Source organism: Streptomyces sp. NPDC028305, assembly GCF_055569495.1.
Genome location: NZ_JBVHTN010000004.1, coordinates 671,035 through 685,253, shown reverse-complemented (window position 1 = coordinate 685,253; position 14,219 = coordinate 671,035). Strand labels below are relative to the sequence as shown.

Below are 14,219 nucleotides of genomic sequence, written 5' to 3'. Positions count from 1 at the left end.
TTGCTACACAGTGTATCCAGGGCGGTACCCAAAGGTGAGAGGGTCGCCTTACGGTCATCACGCGGCTCACCCTGTGTGTGGATCTCGCCAAGGTCAGCGGGCTCGTGCCCGAGATCGCGTCTGGTTCACCAGCTCACCGCCCACTGCGGGGCCCGCCCGGTAGCCCCCGGACGAGACTCGGGCCGCTGGGTATGTCGCCTACGACATATATCGTTGCGCTGTGGACGAGCTCTTCGCGATCGGGATCGAACCCGAGGTTCGCGACTGGCTCGAGGCTCTGCAGCCAAGCACTTCCTCAAAGTCGACGCGTACGTCGGACTCCTCGCCGAGTACGCCGCCCAGCTCAGCGAGCCGTACGCTCGCCTCGCTGCCTCGGCGACGGAGTCCGCGAGCCGCGCCCCACCCCGGACGGAGCCGACACACGCATCACGTACTGGCTCACCCTCCATCGCAGGGTCGTCCTGCCGACCGTCTTCCGGAAGACGAAGATGAGAGAGGAAGCGGAGGCCAGGCGGGCCAAGCTCGCCCAGAAGACTTGTGAAGCCGAACACGGCCCCGCACATGAGGCGTTCGTACGCGTGATCGAGGAAGGAGAGCTTGAGCAATGAACCACAGCCGCTGGAAGACCCTGCGCGAACGGAAGCTCGCCGAGGGGGTCACCGAGCCGGATGACGTAGCCGAGGCCCGGCAGCAGATCGCGCTGTCCATGGCCCTCGCCCGCGCCGTGTACGAACGCCGCACCGAGCTCGCCCTGACCCAGGCCGAGCTGGCCGCCCGCGCAAGACTGACTCAGGCCAAGATCTCACGCATCGAGGGCTCCGACACCGTTCCCACGCTGCCTCTCCTCGCCAAGCTGGCCAAGGCCCTGGACGCCTCGCTCAACATCGCCCTCGACGATGACGACACACAGGTGACCTTCACCCCGCATCGCACCGAAGCGGCCTGATGCGGTGACGCTCCGGACGCCGCCGAGGGCAGCCCCATGACAGTGATCACGTAATGACCGCGTAATGATCTTGATGAGCTTTCCCGCAGGTCAGCGGGGATTTTTGAGCAGTTCCCGCAGGTGAAGGCCAAGGCGGACGCCGGATGCCGAGGCATGGCCAAGCAGTTCCCCGACCAGGCGGAAGCTCCACCACCGAAGCCGATAAACCGCGCCGTGGCGGCGGAGGCGAGTTGCCTGACCAGGGTGCGGCCCCCTGACCACGCCCGACCCCAAACCGGGCAGGCACCGGCCCAAGCCGCTCCGTCGGCCTCGTGTGGTGTGCGAGTTCCCCGGAAGCGGTTTCCGGCCACCTGCCCTACCGTGCCCAGTATGAGCACCCTCAATGAACGAGAGCTAGCAGTGCTCCGGGCGATGATCAGGTACTTCAACGACCATCACAACTCTCTTCCGCACTACTACGACCTGACCCAATACGTTCGTCTCGCCCATGAAGAAATCATCGAGGCAGGAGACGAGCTCGAACGTCGCGGCTACGTTCAGCTGGACCGATCAGCCTTCGGCGGGTGGGCAGTGTTCAAGGTCACCTGGGAGGGTCAACGGGCTGCCCAGCAGTAGGAGGTAGTGCGCGGCGGGGACGCCCCGGACATCTGGCAGCCGCCCTTCCCGAGATCCCCGCCCCGGCCCAGATCTCGCATAAGCGTCTGACGTGATCAGGCCGACACGTGCCTTCACGTTGACGAGTCAGTGCGTGGCACGGTTCCTTGCCGTTCGAAGAGGCCCCCTGACGTCGACGGGATGTTGCGGAGCAGCGTGTCGAGGAGTGCCTTCAGGGTGTGGTTCTCATCGAGCGCCGCGCGCGCCCTGCGGTGCAGGGGCTCCGCCGTCGCGTGGAATCGATGACGCGTCTCGGGGCCCGGCCAGGCGACGTCAAGGGCCGAGAAGCCCCGCTTGGTGAGCTCACGGGCATGTCTGCCGTGGGCTGCGTCCGACAGGTCTCTGCTTCGGGAACGGAGTTCGTGCAGAAGCCACCACAGGTCCGTGGGCTCGGCAGGAGTGACCGCGAGGACCCCTCTGGACGGTACGGCGGGCAGGAGGGTGACCGCGGTGCGAGCTCCGTCCGGGCGGGGCGCTATCAGGAGCGTCCCCGGAGGGGATACGACGCGTGGGTCGGCCGGCTCATGGGGAGTGGTGTCCTCGATGTACGGCAGGGAGGCGTTGAAGAGCTGGGCGGGAGCGACCCGGGGGGCCATCACGCCTTCGCTGTCCGGGAGAGGCGCGGAGGCCGACTTCCCGGTCCGCGCACGGGCAACTTTCTGGAATGTGCTCGGGGGCCAACCGGGCCGCTCGGAGGCCAAGATGGCGTAATGGGCGTCGGCCAGGGCGACCGCGTCGGCGGCGATTTGTCGATTGAGCTCGGTCTTCCGCTCGATCAGACTGATCAGTTCGCGGATCGTCCCCATCTGTTCGCGCGGGGGAAGGGCCACCGGCATCTTCCGCAGGGCGTCGAGGCTCAGGGTCGGCTCGACATGGGCGGTGACATGCTGTTCGATCCAGGACCTGGCGGTGGGAGTCCTGAGCCAGATACGCAGCCACTCGGTGACATCGGGATCCTTGGACCTGATGATCCCCACGGAGCGCGTCGCGATCCAGCCGTGGTGCTCCGCAGTCACCAGGGCCGCATCGCCGACCCGGCGGACCAGGACGACCACGAGATCGCCCTCCCGCAGCGCCGCCCGCGTCGTCCGCGGGTGGGCTCTGCCGGTACGGCCCGGCTGGTCGGTGGTGATCCGCCCATCGCCAATGTCGCCCGCGCGGACGACACCTTGATCGCCCGGCAGGCCGTTCTCGAGGATGCCGTACGTGAGCTTCCGGTCGGCGGCGTCTTCCACCGTCACGTTCTCCCAGGCCTCAAAGCGCCTCGGGAGGGAGGCGACCGCGGTCGTGAGGTCGTGCATCACAGGCTGTCCAAGGCTCGTCGCAGGTCACGCTCCAGCACGTGCGCTTCATCGAACTTCGCGTACAACTCCCGGGTGAGCCGCTCGACCTGGAGTCGCGCCGCCACGCCTTCCTCGACCGCTTCGGCTCCCGCGTATGACGTGGGCAGCAGATCGTGCTCACGGTCGGCGATCTCCTGAGCTGAGCTGGACCGGCACCAGCCGGGCTCATCCTCGTAGTCGGCTTCTCGCCCTCCGGAATCGGCCGCTGTCCCCCTCCAAGCGGCAAGCGTGCGCAGGATCTTCTCCACGCCGTCGGGGGCCAGGCGCCGCTGCCGGGATTTACCCACAAGCTCGTACGCCTCTCGGGCATGGATGAAGAGGACCTGACCACGACGGTCTCTCTGCCCCCAGCCCCTGTGCGGGCTCTTGTCCCGATTCAGCAGCCAGACGCAGCAGGAGATCTTGGTGTGGGTGAACAGTCCGGGTGGCAGCGCCACGACGCACTCGACGAGGTCGGAGCCGACAAGATGTTCGCGGATTCTTCGCTCGATCGGTCGTACGCCGGTGGCGGCACCGTCGGCCATGAGGACGGCGGCCCTGCCCTGAGGAGCGAGGGCGTGTGCGATATGCAGCAGCCAGGCGAAGTTCGCTTTGTCGCGTGGCGGAGCAGCTTCTTCCGGCCACCGCGGGTCGCTCTCGGGCAGGGGGTCGGGTCCCCAGGCCGACACGTTGAAGGGCGGATTGGCGAGCACGATGTCGTATGACGCGTGTGCGGGCCGCTCCAAGCTGTCCATCGGCGGCTCAAGCGTTGCCGTGACACCGTGCGCGGCGAGGTTCATCTGCGCGATCTGCAAGGTGCCGGCATGAAGGTCCTGCCCCGTCAGTGACAACTTGGCATCGAGAAAGCCGATCTGTTCACGAACCTGGCGTACGGCCTCGATCAGCAGCCCCGCCGAGCCGCACACGGGGTCGAGGACCCGGTTCCCGTCCTGAGGCACCGCCGCTGCCACCATCAGTCGCACGATGTCCCCGGGCGTGAAGTAGTGTCCGCCCTGAGCCTGAGCGGCGGACAGATCCGCCAGACATTGGTCAAGTAGCCCGGCCGGCTTCTCGGCTCGGTCGATGGCCACGATCAGCCGGCGGAGCTGATCCTCGACCGTCGCCGGAAGCCGGGGCACCAGGCCCGGGTCCTCATCGGCATCCTCCAGGCCAAGACCTCGCGGCAGCCACTGACTCAGGCAGCTTCGAACGCGCGGTCCCACCGGTGTGGAACGGTCTGCGGTCTGGGCGACGAGCCAGGTCCACGAAGGTCTCCTCGATACCGCCGCATGATGGTCCCGTGCCGCCCACCGCAGGTAGATCAAGCCGACGACAACGCGGCAGGCGTCCTGTGCGTTCATCCTGCCGCTGATGCTCCGCGTCAGCCGCCGAACCTGAGCCAGCACCGCGTCCGGTCCTGCTTCCATCATCCCTCCGGGCGTTTGCGTCCTTTGTCGCGCAGGCTGCCGGTCACGCACGCTCACACCACCCCCACGGTGGACATGATCAGGATGACAAGCGGCAGGGTGGCGGCGAAGGCCGCGGCCCCTGTCCGGATCGCCGCCGTAAGCCGCGCCCCTCCTGTCCTCTCCAGCATCCCGGCCAGCAGTGCGACCACCACCGCGAACAAGACCGCCACGGTCACGAGCAACAGCTTGTGTTCCATCTCCGACTCCCACCCTCTCGATGTGTCGCCCCATGGGGCGTACCACGAGTGCGTTCGGCTCGCTTTCCCTCGCCGACTTGTAAGAACCGTAGAGGTCGCACGGCAAGCGCCGCTCAGAGCACGCGGTTTGGGTTTTTCTTACGGAAAGGAGGAGGCCATCAGGGCCTGAATCAAGGAGCACAGGATTTGGGCTTTCCCGGCAGGGCGGAGTCGGCGTCCACGCAGGGGCAGTTACGTCCCCGGCCTTTCGGCCTCATCGGTCGCAGGAAGCAGCTCGGTCCTCCGTGGCAGGAGATGGCGAGAGCGGGAAGCCACGCCATGCGGCACCGGGGGCACTTCACCTGAAGCACCAGAGGACCGATGCGGCGTGACGGGTGGCACGACACTTCCCGCACACCCCGCCCAGCACGGGGAGATTTAGGTAAATCAGATCTACGTAAACTAAATCTACCTAGAGGTCGCGGAGAAGGCTGGCGTCGCCGTTCGACCAGCACGATCTCGCGGCCCTCCAGAAAGGCGCGGGACACGTGCCCGGCTTCATTGCAGGCAGTACCGGACTGGCTTTCGTTTCACTGTCCGGTACTGCCGAACAGCTGGACACCTCGACGATCGATCTGCTCTGGGGAGCAGTGGATGTCGTCGCCTCCTGGCAGCCATGACATGGGCGGCCCCGTGCGCAGCGGCCGACGGCCCGATCGGCTACGTGCCCGCTCGTTTCACCGGGACGGCCGTCTGAATCACCAGCTCGCCGCTCACCAATGGGTCGGTTTGTCCCCATTTCCTGGGTCCCCCGCCGGGGGCACCATCTGTGCAAGGAAAAGTGCAAGTCAGGGCCTTCTTGGGCGAACCCGGCAGCTGAGGGACTGACAGAAATACTCTGTCAGTCCCTCAGCTTTCCGTGTTCACGCAGGTCAGGTCTGGTACAAGTTCTTGCGCAGGTCGGTACCCCCGGGAGATACCCAATCCATAGGAAAGCTTTTCCGGCGGATGGTGACGAGCCAGCGTGCGCGCTTGGTTCTCGTGCGGCCATACGATCCACTCTGCCGAAACTGCCGCCCTGACGCCAATCATCCCAGGACTTCCCCGACACGGGCAGACGGCCCCGGTAAATATCGCGGACCTACGGCCCGCCCGCCCTCGGCATCTCCCACATCTCCCGAAGACACACCCGAACAGGGACGCTCGTCGCTCAGGATCGCACGTCAGCCCTCGTTCCAGTGCCAGGACGACGGCCCGCGTGCGGTCAGGGCGATGACTCCGGCGCGCATCACGGTGTGGTCGTCGACCACGACCACACGGATCCGGTCGTTCACGTTGTCGGTCACCGTGTCGGTCATGGTCGGTCCTGACTGTGAGTGGGAAGGGTGGCGAGGACGCGGGTGCCTTCCCCGGGGGAGCTGGTGACGGTGAGCTCGCCGTCGAGTTCGGCGAGCCGTCGCCGCATGCCGTCGAGGCCGAAGCCGCGGGCGTCCTCGACGACGAACCCGTGGCCGTCGTCGGTGATCTCCAGCTCCACTACGCCCGGCGATGCGCTGAGGAGCACGCCGACGGTGGCGGCTCCGGAGTGCTTGCGTATGTTGGCGAGGGACTCCTGCATGCAGCGCAGCAGGGCGACGCGGGTGTGCTGGTCCAGGTCGATGTCGGGCAGTTCGGCGGTGGCGGTGAGGCCGGTGTCCTGCGTGAAGCGGTCCAGGGTTCTGCGCAGGGTGGTGGCGAGCGAGCCGGCCGCGACTGCGCCCTTGGGGACGGAGCCGACGAGGACCCGGGCCTCGGCAAGGTTCTCGCGGGCGGTCTGTTCGATGGAGATGAGTTGCTGGGCGCAGCGTTCGGGGTCGCCGTCGGCGGCGGCACGAGCGGCCTCCGCGAGCACCACGATGGAGGCGAAGCCCTGGGCGAGGGTGTCGTGGATCTCCCGGGCGAGGCGCTCGCGCTCCTCGGCCGCCCCCTGCCGCTGATAGGCCGCTGCCAACTCCTCTTGGGTACTGGCGAGTTCGGCGGTCAGCTGTTCCTGCCGCTCGTTGCTCTGGTCGATGAACCGGTACATCCACAGGCCCAGGCCCGCCCCAGCGACGTAGGCGACCACGGTAACCACCAGGTTGCCGGTGCGGAATTGAGAGCTCCAGTCCTGGCCGATCGCGCCGCCGAACACGGCGAGCGCGGCGGCCGCCCCGCTGAGCGTGACCGCGTCGCGCGGGGCGCGGGTGTAGAGCCAGAACTGCGGCAGCGACATCACGTAGAGGGCGGCGGCGCCGTCCAGGGAGTAGGACGTCGCGCCCAGGACGAGGGCGAGGACGGCGAGGTAGGCACGGCGGCCCAGGACGGGGTTGTCCGGGCGGGTCAGGACAACGATGTGGCACAGGGCGACCAGGACGAGCAGGCCGAGCGTTCCGTACTTCCGGGCCGGCGACTCGTCGAGCACGGCGACGGCCGTCGGCAGCAGGCCGAGCAGGATCCAGCACGCCATGTTCCAACGGCGGATCCGATCCAGGGTGGGCCGGTCGCCCGGCTGCTGCTGCTGAGTCAATTGATTCACCTCGTACATAGGGCAGTTGAGTAGCGACCGACGGTCCGTTCGGGACAGCCCACCGAGCGAGCGGAGTTATGGCTCACGTGACTGTCCTCGAAGCCGACGGTGCGCTCATCAGTGGGGCGGATGTTCCTCGATGCGGCACCAGTCCGCACTAGTCCTTGATGCCCGCCATGTCCCCAGGGCGGCCCCGCAGCACGGCCCCCGCCGCCAGCAGCGTCGTCGTCAGGGTCAGTGCCGCCGCCGCGGCCAGGACCACGACGAGGATCCACGGGGAGCCGCCGGGTAGCGCCGTGCCGAGGACGCTCATGCTGAGCGGTACCAGCGTCGCCCCCGCGACCAGGAGGCCGAGGACGATGCCGGCCAGGGCCACCAGGGACGCCTCGACCGCCATCATCTGCAGTACCTGGCGGCGCGTGGCGCCGATGAGCCGCTGGAGCATGAACTCCTTGCGCCGCTCCGTCGTCGCGAGGACCTGCGTGTTGATCAGGGAGAGCGTCGCGTAGCCGACGACGACGCCGAGAACCAGGTACGCCATCCACGCCTGGGTGTCGTCCGCCTCCGCCTGCGCCGCTTTGAGAGCGTCCGTGTCCGACACCCGCAGGCCGGGCTGGAGCGCGGCCAACTTGGCGAGGGACGCCATGAGCTGGGCGCGGTCGGTGCCGGCCGACGCTGTCACCATGATCTGGGGCACGAGCGCGCCGTCCGTGTGTCCGACCAGCACCGACGCCGGAACGAGCGCGGTCTCGTAACCACGCCGTCCCTCGACCGTGGCCACCAGTTTCAGCTTGACCTGTGTGCCGTCGCCGAGCCGCATCGGGACCAGGTCGCCGAGCTCGCGGTCCTTCGCGTACGTGGCGGGCAGCGCCACCGAGTCGCCGCTGAGGGCGGTGAGACTGCCGCTCGACGCGTGGTAAGCCGTCGTACGGTCCAGGCCCTGTGGGGTGACGCCCTGCATCGACAGCTCGGTGGGTTGCGGGCCCGCGTCCTCTCCCTCGCCCGGGCGCATCGGCTCGTCCGGCTCGATGTACCCGGTCGTGGGGATCTGCGCGGACGCCGCCGCCACCCCCGGCTGTCTGCGGACCGTGTCGACGAGGTCGAGCGGCAGCCCACCGGAGGCCGATGTCACGACCGCGTCCGCGCGCAGGTTCTCGTCGAACGCCCGCTCGGCGCCTTCGGACTGTGTGGTCTGCATGTAGATCAGGCCTACCGCGAGACCGCTCGCCAGCATCACCGGCATCACGGCCGAGGCGAGTCGTGCCGTACGTGCCCGCGCGTTGTGCGCGGCGAGCTGGCCGGCGAGCCCGGACACCATGCCGACGGGACGGCGCAGCACGGCCACCATGGCGCGTACGACGACAGGACCGAGCAGACCGAACGCCGCCGCCCACACCATTGCCGCCGGCGTTGCGACACCGGCCGCGTCCGGCCCGGCCGAGCCCGCGGTGCCCCAGGCGAGGGCCGCGCCCCCGGCCATGCACAGCAGCCCGACGATCAGCCGGAACGCACTGAACCAGCGGCGCTGCAGCGTGGCCTCGGCCAGCGCCTCGATCGGGCGGGTGCGCGCCGCGGCCTGTGCCGCGATGTACGCCGAACCGATCGCGGTGAGCAGGGCCGTGCCCACACCGACGATCACTGGCACGGAGCCGGCCCGGTACGCGATCGACCCCGGTACCACGCCCGCGTCCGCGAACGCGTCCAGGAGCCAGCGCCCGAACCGGGGCCCGGGGATGGTGGCGAGCCCGGTGGCGACGACCGCGAGGAACAGGGTCTCGCCGAGGATGAGGCGGCGCAGCTGCCCAGGGGTCGAACCAATCGTGCGCAGCAGCGCCATCTCGCGCTGCCGCTGCTGGATAGAGAGGCCCAGCGTGCCGGCCACCACGAACACGGTGACCATCGCCGACAGACCGCCGAATGCGGCGGCGAGCGGGATCAGGTCGCTGCCGTCGGCCACCACGTCCGGGTCCTCGGCGCGGCCGCGGTTGTCCCCGGTCAGTACCGTGACCGGTGAGCCGTCGAGGACCGCGCGGATGGCCGAGGCGACCTCCTGGGTGTTCGCGCCGGAGGCCGGGAAGACACCTATGTTGTCGGTCGTGCCGACGCGGTCCGCGACCCTGGCGGCCTCGGCGTCCGCGAGGAAGACGTCGCTTTCGTCGTCGCCTCCGTCGTCCGGCCCGGTGGCAAGGCCTGAGACCTGGTAGCCCTTCTGTGTGCCGTGGACGAGGAGCTGGATCCGCTCGCCGGTGGTCAGCCCCGTACGGTCCGCGAACGCCTTGCCCAGCACGATCTGGCCGTCCTCGGTGGGTGCCGTGCCGTCGGTGAGCTGGTAGGGGGAGAGCCTGGCGGAGGACCAACCGTGGCCGGTGACCTTCCCGCCCTTGACGAGGGCCGCGGGGAAGGACATGTCCTGAACCGCCGCCGCAACGCCCGGTACCTTGTCGATCTTTTCCGTCAACTCGGCGTCGATACGCAGTCGTTCCGGGAAGACGAGGTCTTTCTGTGTGTACTTGTAGCGCTGGTCGCCGGTGACGACGATCGGTGCGGCGGCCAGCCGGTGCGGCGGTGCCGCGTTGTGGATCCCGGTCTCCAGGAGCCCGCCGGAGCCGATGACGATGACGGCACCGAGGAACAGGGCCATGAACGAGACGATGAAGCCGCTCATGTGGTGGCGCAGGGTGCGCGCCGCGATCCGGATCATCGGCGCACCTCGTGTCCGGTCCGCTGGATGTTGACGGGGTCGCCCCAGGTGCCCAGCTTCTGCAACTGCTCCGTCACCTGCTCGACAGTCGGCCGGTCGACTACACCGGTGAGCCGGCCGTCGGCCAGGAACACGACGCGGTCGGCGTACGCGGCGGCCACCGGGTCGTGCGTAACCATCACCACGGTCTGTCCCACCACGTCCACCGACTGCCGTATCAGCGTGAGCACTTCGGCGGCGGTGCGCGTGTCCAGGGCGCCGGTCGGTTCGTCGCCGAAGATCACCGCGGGCTGGGTGACGAGCGCCCGCGCGATGGCGACGCGCTGCTGCTGACCGCCGGAGAGCTCACCGGGACGGCTGCGCCACTTGCCGGACAGGCCGACCTGTTCGAGGACTTCGTCGACGACGGCCTTCTTGGGGCGTTTGCCCGCCAGCCGCAGCGGCAGTGTCACGTTGTCCACCACGCTCAGCGCCGGAAGGAGGTTGAACGCCTGGAAGACGAAGCCGATGCGCTCGCGGCGGAACTTGGTCAGCGCCTTCTCCCGCAGCGAGGCGAGGTCCACCCCGTCCAGGTGCACCGCACCCGATGTCGGACGGTCGAGGCCCGCGGCGCAGTGCAGGAAGGTGGACTTGCCCGAACCCGAGGGGCCCATGACGGCGGTGAAAGTACCCCTCTGCAGGCTGATGCTGACGTTGTCGAGTGCGGTCACTCGGTTTTTCGGTCCGCCGTAGAGCCGGCTGACGGCGTCGAGCCGGACGACCGGCCGAGCATGCGGGTCCTGTGTCCCGTCCATGGGCTGTCCTTTGGCCTGGGAAAGGGGGTGGCTTGGGGGTGCGGGGCGTATCACCGGGGGGAGAGAGATGGGCGCGCCCCGCTGCCATTCATGCTCTTCGTACGGGGTGTGGTGCCGACAGCGGCAAACAGTTGAACCTGAGGTCCACCGAACGGTGGACCCCCCGTACGGCTCAGTGGAAGCTGAGGGTGTGGTGGACGGTCACCTTGCCTTCACAGGCCGTGCTGGTCGAGGAGTCGCATCAGGTTGCGTTTGCGCTTCTGGCCGGCGCGCAGGGCGGTGAGGTACGTGGTGAACTCGTCCTGGGTACCCAGGCGGCGGTGGCAGTCGCGGATGCTGAGCAGCAGGCTGGTGAGCTGCTCGTAGATCGCGTTGCCCGTCTGCTTCGTGAGGGGTTGGCCAGGCGCAGGTAGACGCCGAGCGCGTCGGCGGGGCGGGTGGCACGGGCCTGGTCGGCGAGGGTGAGCCACTGTTGGTCGTGGGCGCCGGTCTCGGTGGCGGCTTGCCAGGCCGCGTCGGTGTCCTTGTCGTCGAGCAGGGCGTCGATCAGGGCCGGGCCGCCGTACCGAGAGTGATGTTGCTGCTCTGCGTCGGCACGCAGCAGGGCGAGCGCCCCCTCACGCTCGGCCGGCCAGCAGTCCGCGGCCCCGGCGTCCGCTCGCAGTTGCTGGTACGCGAGCAGAGTGCGGCGAGCGCCGAAGTGGTCACGGCGCAGGGCCACTGCATCGGGGAACCGGTCCGCCTGCGCGTAGCGGTCGCAGAGGTAGTCGACGAGGGCAGTGTCGACGGCGGCGAGGTCCCGGGTGTCTTGGATGCCGCGTTCCGCCCAGCGCAGGGCCTCGTCTGGTCGCCGGGCGGTGTCCAGCTCGTGGGCGATGACCAGGTGCGTGCGCCCGTTCGGTGAGAGGTCGGCCGCATGCACGGCGATCACCGCGTCGACGTCACCTCCCGCCTTGGCCAGACGCTCCATCAGGTACTTCTCGGCCCAGCCGCGGCGGTTGCCCCGCCACGCCTCGACCGCCAGCTTCCGCAGGACGGCCATCCCCTCTTCGCTGAGGATTTCCTCGTAGTCGAGCGGATCGATGTCTGTGAGGCCGTCGTCCACGTCGCCGAGCGCGTGGTCGACCAGCCAGCGCGCGAGCTCCTCGTGGTCGGGGCGTGCCGCACGGCACGCTTCGAGGTGGGCGTCGGCGAGGTCTGCACCGACCTGGCCGAGCCATCCGTCCGAGTCGTCGACGCTCTCCACCGCGTCGGCGAGCAGCTTCATCGCCTCCCGCGCCAGGGTGATCGCGTCGTCGGCCCGGCCAGATCTGGTGAGTGCGCCGATCGCGGACACCGCCTGCCCGGCCTGGTCGGCGTAGGCGCGGGCATCGGCGTACTCGACGTACCCGTACTGCGCGAATGGTGAGATGTTCAGCAGATCGCGGATACGGGCGCGGACCGCGGCGAGGTCCCCGCGAGCGCTCGCGGCCCGAAGCTCCAGGCGGCGCCGTAACTGCCGGTCCTCGACGATCTGTTCACGTACGAGGGCGAGCAATGCCTCCTTGGACAGGCCGGACAACCAGCCGTCAAGGTCCTGCCCACGGTCTCGGGCCGTCTTCCGCTGCCGCGGCAGACTCTCCCGCTGGGCAAGCACGGTCAGGCCGAGGGCGACCAGATGCTTGCAGAAGTTGCCCTCCATGCCATACGGGCAGTGGCGCTAGCTCCCCTCCGTGTGCAACGCAGGCGATTCCGGAAAGGTCGACACGTCTGCCTACGCGCCCGCTCGATTCACCGGGGCGGCCATCTGGACCACCAGCTCACCACCCATCAATGGCTCGTTTTCCCCATTTACCGGGTCCTTCGCCGGGGGCTCGTGCCGCGGCGGGGGTCAGTGGCTGAGGAGCCAGGTGATGCGGTCGTAGGCGAGGATCTGGTAGAGGACCATGACCGCCAGCAGCCAGCGGGCGGCGCGCTGCAGGCCGGCGAAGTGGAGGGCGGCCACCGCGCCGAAGAATATGGCGAGTTCGAGGAGCAGTCGCGCCGGGCCGGGGGTGTGGATGTCGCTCTCGCCGGACCGGGAGGGGTCGTCCGGCACGGTGAAGGTTCCCCATGCCCAGCCCAAGGCGACCGGGAGAGCGACGGCGGCGAGCCAGCGCCACGGCGGGGGCACGGCACGCCACGCCCAGAGTGTCACGCAGGCCAGCGAGGCGAGTTCGAGCAGGAAACGGACGGCGAGCATGCCGTCGTTGTTGGCGAGGGCCAGCGGGACGTTCATCTGGTCGCCTCCGGGCGGTCGTGGAGCGTCGTGCCGGAGGGGTCGCCGTGGAGGGCCTGGTCAGGTATCGAACGTGATGCGACAGGCACGGGGGCCACCCTTGTGCGAGGAACGGGAGGAACGGTACGAGCGTCGGCCGGGGTGAGCGGTCCAGTTGGCGGGCCGACCCGCCGTCTGGCATCGCCGCTGTCGGCAGGACAGTATCCGAGGCACCCGATGAGCCCGGGCCGGGCCGGCGCACCTGGCGGAAACCGCGGACAGGACCGCCTGGCGGCGGTTGCGCACAGCGGTGAAGGGTCGGCCTTACGGCCCGCCGAGCCCAAGCGGGGAGTTGGCCCCGCCCCGACGGCCGAAATCCGACTCCTCGCCGAAGCCCGGGAGCGGTGGGAGCGTCGGACGCGAGTGCCGCGTGACATGCCCCGCGGCCGCGCCCGGCGGGCCCCTTCGCCGCTCCTCCATCCCCGGCCGATTCGGCCATAGGTGAACCACATGTTTCGCTCCTGTGTCGTCGGGCACGCTCACGGCAATGGGAGCGCTCCCATCATCGGGCCTCCCCGCACCCATCGGCACCCCCCCACGGACGATGGAGATCGGCCATGAAGAATTGTCATGATCAGGTCAGACGCCCCTTACGCTGGGCCCTCCGCACCCTCGGCCTGCTGTCCGCCGCACTGCTCACCCTGATCCCCTGGACCGGCACCGCCTCCGCCCACGGCTCGGTCATCGACCCCGCGTCCCGCAACTACGGCTGCTGGCTGCGCTGGGCGGACGACTTCCAGAACCCCGAGATGGCACAGAAAGACCCGATGTGCTGGCAGGCGTGGCAGGACAACCCCAACGCCATGTGGAACTGGAACGGCCTCTACCGCAACGGCTCCGCGGGCAACTTCCCGGCGGTGGTCCCGGACGGCCAGCTCTGCAGCGGCGGCCACACCGAGAGCAACCGCTACAACTCCCTGGACACCGTCGGCGCCTGGCAGACCACGAACATCGGCAACAAGTTCACGGTGAAGCTGTACGACCAGGCCAGCCACGGCGCGGACTACTTCCTGGTCTACGTCACCCGCCAGGGCTACGACCCCACCACCCAGCCGCTCAAGTGGAGCGACCTCCAGCTGATCACCAAGACCGGTAAGTACGGCCCCAGCCAGAACTACTCGATCGACGTCAGCACCTCGGGCTACACCGGGCGCCACGTCGTCTACACCATCTGGCAGGCCTCGCACATGGACCAGACGTACTTCCTGTGCAGCGACGTCAACTTCACCTGAGCCGCCCACCACGCGGCAGGAGCGGCCCGCCAGGAGCCCTGGCGGGCCGCTTCGGCTTGCGGTGGGGAGTGGCCCATCGGCGTC

Annotated in this window: 11 protein-coding genes and 1 pseudogene; 3 read left to right on the top strand and 9 right to left on the bottom strand. The window is 68.9% G+C overall.

Features of this window, described 5'->3' with window-relative positions; translation table 11 throughout:
* Positions 1-604: 604 nt before the first annotated feature.
* Both ACZ4WQ_RS19430 and ACZ4WQ_RS19425 read left to right on the top strand, forming a co-directional pair.
* Positions 605-946: a helix-turn-helix domain-containing protein gene (locus ACZ4WQ_RS19430; RefSeq protein ID WP_398371437.1), complete on the top strand. Its 342-nt coding sequence runs from the start codon at positions 605-607 to the stop codon at positions 944-946.
* A 369-nt stretch (positions 947-1,315) separates the two neighbouring features.
* Positions 1,316-1,561 carry a hypothetical protein gene (locus ACZ4WQ_RS19425; protein WP_398371435.1) on the top strand — a complete coding sequence of 82 codons (246 nt, stop codon included), beginning with the start codon at positions 1,316-1,318 and terminating at the stop codon, positions 1,559-1,561.
* Positions 1,562-1,674: 113 nt separating this feature from the next.
* Here ACZ4WQ_RS19425 and ACZ4WQ_RS19420 read toward each other — a convergent pair whose 3' ends face one another.
* The 9 genes and pseudogenes from ACZ4WQ_RS19420 to ACZ4WQ_RS19380 all read right to left on the bottom strand — a co-directional run bounded on the left by ACZ4WQ_RS19420 (position 1,675) and on the right by ACZ4WQ_RS19380 (position 12,864).
* Positions 1,675-2,901, bottom strand: a complete 1,227-nt coding sequence (locus ACZ4WQ_RS19420; protein WP_398371433.1) for a hypothetical protein — start codon at positions 2,899-2,901, stop codon at positions 1,675-1,677.
* On the bottom strand, positions 2,901-4,349 hold the full coding sequence (locus ACZ4WQ_RS19415) for an N-6 DNA methylase (protein WP_468022310.1): 1,449 nt from the start codon (positions 4,347-4,349) through the stop codon (positions 2,901-2,903). The genes ACZ4WQ_RS19420 and ACZ4WQ_RS19415 overlap by 1 nt, the downstream gene beginning before the upstream one ends.
* Positions 4,350-4,402: 53 nt before the next feature.
* Positions 4,403-4,588, bottom strand: a complete 186-nt coding sequence (locus ACZ4WQ_RS19410) for a hypothetical protein (RefSeq protein WP_398371429.1) — start codon at positions 4,586-4,588, stop codon at positions 4,403-4,405.
* 1,202 nt (positions 4,589-5,790) lie between these two features.
* Positions 5,791-5,925 (bottom strand): hypothetical protein, encoded by a 135-nt coding sequence (locus tag ACZ4WQ_RS19405; protein WP_398371427.1) that lies wholly within the window; start codon positions 5,923-5,925, stop codon positions 5,791-5,793.
* Entirely contained in the window at positions 5,922-7,112 is a 1,191-nt protein-coding gene (locus tag ACZ4WQ_RS19400) for a sensor histidine kinase (RefSeq protein WP_398371425.1), read from the bottom strand. The genes ACZ4WQ_RS19405 and ACZ4WQ_RS19400 overlap by 4 nt, the downstream gene beginning before the upstream one ends.
* A 157-nt stretch (positions 7,113-7,269) precedes the next feature.
* Positions 7,270-9,813 (bottom strand): FtsX-like permease family protein, encoded by a 2,544-nt coding sequence (locus ACZ4WQ_RS19395; RefSeq protein ID WP_398371423.1) that lies wholly within the window; start codon positions 9,811-9,813, stop codon positions 7,270-7,272.
* Positions 9,810-10,607 carry an ABC transporter ATP-binding protein gene (locus tag ACZ4WQ_RS19390; protein WP_398371421.1) on the bottom strand — a complete coding sequence of 266 codons (798 nt, stop codon included), beginning with the start codon at positions 10,605-10,607 and terminating at the stop codon, positions 9,810-9,812. Before ACZ4WQ_RS19390 ends, ACZ4WQ_RS19395 begins: the two co-directional genes overlap by 4 nt.
* A gap of 212 nt (positions 10,608-10,819) precedes the next feature.
* Positions 10,820-12,300 (bottom strand): annotated as a pseudogene (locus tag ACZ4WQ_RS19385) (SWIM zinc finger family protein); the annotation flags it as partial.
* A 177-nt stretch (positions 12,301-12,477) separates the two neighbouring features.
* Positions 12,478-12,864 carry a YrdB family protein gene (locus ACZ4WQ_RS19380; RefSeq protein ID WP_398371419.1) on the bottom strand — a complete coding sequence of 129 codons (387 nt, stop codon included), beginning with the start codon at positions 12,862-12,864 and terminating at the stop codon, positions 12,478-12,480.
* A 596-nt stretch (positions 12,865-13,460) separates the two neighbouring features.
* Here ACZ4WQ_RS19380 and ACZ4WQ_RS19375 point away from each other — a divergent pair.
* Positions 13,461-14,135: a lytic polysaccharide monooxygenase auxiliary activity family 9 protein gene (locus ACZ4WQ_RS19375; RefSeq protein ID WP_385339229.1), complete on the top strand. Its 675-nt coding sequence runs from the start codon at positions 13,461-13,463 to the stop codon at positions 14,133-14,135.
* Positions 14,136-14,219 lie beyond the last annotated feature (84 nt).

What these genes read in the sequence shown, in the direction of transcription:
- ACZ4WQ_RS19405 (WP_398371427.1), bottom strand. Translation starts at nt 5,925, where the DNA reads ATGACCGACACGGTGACCGACAACGTGAACGACCGGATCCGTGTGGTC.
- ACZ4WQ_RS19380 (WP_398371419.1), bottom strand. Translation starts at nt 12,864, where the DNA reads ATGAACGTCCCGCTGGCCCTCGCCAACAACGACGGCATGCTCGCCGTC.
- ACZ4WQ_RS19395 (WP_398371423.1), bottom strand. Translation starts at nt 9,813, where the DNA reads ATGATCCGGATCGCGGCGCGCACCCTGCGCCACCACATGAGCGGCTTC.
- ACZ4WQ_RS19425 (WP_398371435.1), top strand. Translation starts at nt 1,316, where the DNA reads ATGAGCACCCTCAATGAACGAGAGCTAGCAGTGCTCCGGGCGATGATC.
- ACZ4WQ_RS19375 (WP_385339229.1), top strand. Translation starts at nt 13,461, where the DNA reads ATGAAGAATTGTCATGATCAGGTCAGACGCCCCTTACGCTGGGCCCTC.
- ACZ4WQ_RS19390 (WP_398371421.1), bottom strand. Translation starts at nt 10,607, where the DNA reads ATGGACGGGACACAGGACCCGCATGCTCGGCCGGTCGTCCGGCTCGAC.
- ACZ4WQ_RS19420 (WP_398371433.1), bottom strand. Translation starts at nt 2,901, where the DNA reads ATGCACGACCTCACGACCGCGGTCGCCTCCCTCCCGAGGCGCTTTGAG.
- ACZ4WQ_RS19415 (WP_468022310.1), bottom strand. Translation starts at nt 4,349, where the DNA reads ATGGAAGCAGGACCGGACGCGGTGCTGGCTCAGGTTCGGCGGCTGACG.
- ACZ4WQ_RS19430 (WP_398371437.1), top strand. Translation starts at nt 605, where the DNA reads ATGAACCACAGCCGCTGGAAGACCCTGCGCGAACGGAAGCTCGCCGAG.
- ACZ4WQ_RS19410 (WP_398371429.1), bottom strand. Translation starts at nt 4,588, where the DNA reads ATGGAACACAAGCTGTTGCTCGTGACCGTGGCGGTCTTGTTCGCGGTG.